Source organism: Aeromonas bivalvium (assembly GCF_046078285.1).
GTDB lineage: Bacteria > Pseudomonadota > Gammaproteobacteria > Enterobacterales > Aeromonadaceae > Aeromonas > Aeromonas bivalvium.
This window is the reverse complement of the sequence record NZ_JBGXBV010000021.1, coordinates 1-864: the sequence shown is the minus strand read 5'-3', so window position 1 is coordinate 864 and position 864 is coordinate 1. Positions and strand designations below refer to the sequence as shown.

Annotated in this window: 1 protein-coding gene; it reads right to left on the bottom strand. The window is 65.6% G+C overall.

Going from position 1 to position 864, the window contains the following annotated elements; all coding sequences use genetic code 11:
- The coding region (locus tag ACEUCR_RS20000; RefSeq protein WP_408792020.1) for a hypothetical protein at positions 1 to 864 on the bottom strand (864 nt) is incomplete at both ends.

Below are 864 nucleotides of genomic sequence, written 5' to 3'. Positions count from 1 at the left end.
AGGGTCACCTTGTAGTCGAACGCGTTGCTGGCGGCGTTGTCGAGCTTGCCGCTGATCTCCACCTGCAGCACCTCGACCCGCACCCCGTTCACGTCCACATAACCCTTGAGGATCTGGTTGCCCGGAATGGCGGGATCCCCGTCCACCAGTTCGTATTTCACCTGCTGACCCAGGGCCATCAGGGGGGGCTGGGAGGCCGGATCGGCGAACGAGACCTGGCTCACCCGGTCCGACCCTGCCTCCAGGGTAAAGTGTCCCGTTTCCGTCAGGCTGTTGCTGCCATCGAGGTGGCTCTCGCTCAAGTCCACCCCGCTGCCCGCCACGAAGCCGGGCGCATTGCCGTCCTTGATGGTGAGCGGCAAGTCGGTCGAGACCCTGTCCCCGTCCTTGTCGGTCAGGGTCACGGTCAGCGGCAGGTCGAGGGACTCGCTGCCCTGGTGATCCAGCTCGGCGCTCAGGGTCACCTTGGCCGTGACGCTCCAGTCGCCGTTGGTTTCCACCAGGCTCAGCTCGGCCCGCAGCACCTCGCGACCATCGGCGCTGGTGCCCACCAGCTCCCCGTTGGCATCCAGGGTGAAGGTCACCGGGCTGCCGTGGCTGCTGTATTTGCCATCCAGGCTGCCTTGAATGGCCGCGAGATCGAATTTGAGGCTATCGGGCGCCAAGGCATCGGCACCGTGGCTCACGGTGAAGCTCATATTGCTCACCAGGGCGCCGTCGCCCTGGTTCGCCTCCGTCATCTCGGTGCCGGTCACGGCGCTGATGACAGGATTGGCCCCATCGCCGATGGCGACGGTCAGGGTGGAGGAGACGGTGTCGCCGTCAGAATCGGTCAGGGTGAAGCCCGCCTTGAGCAGGCTGTCC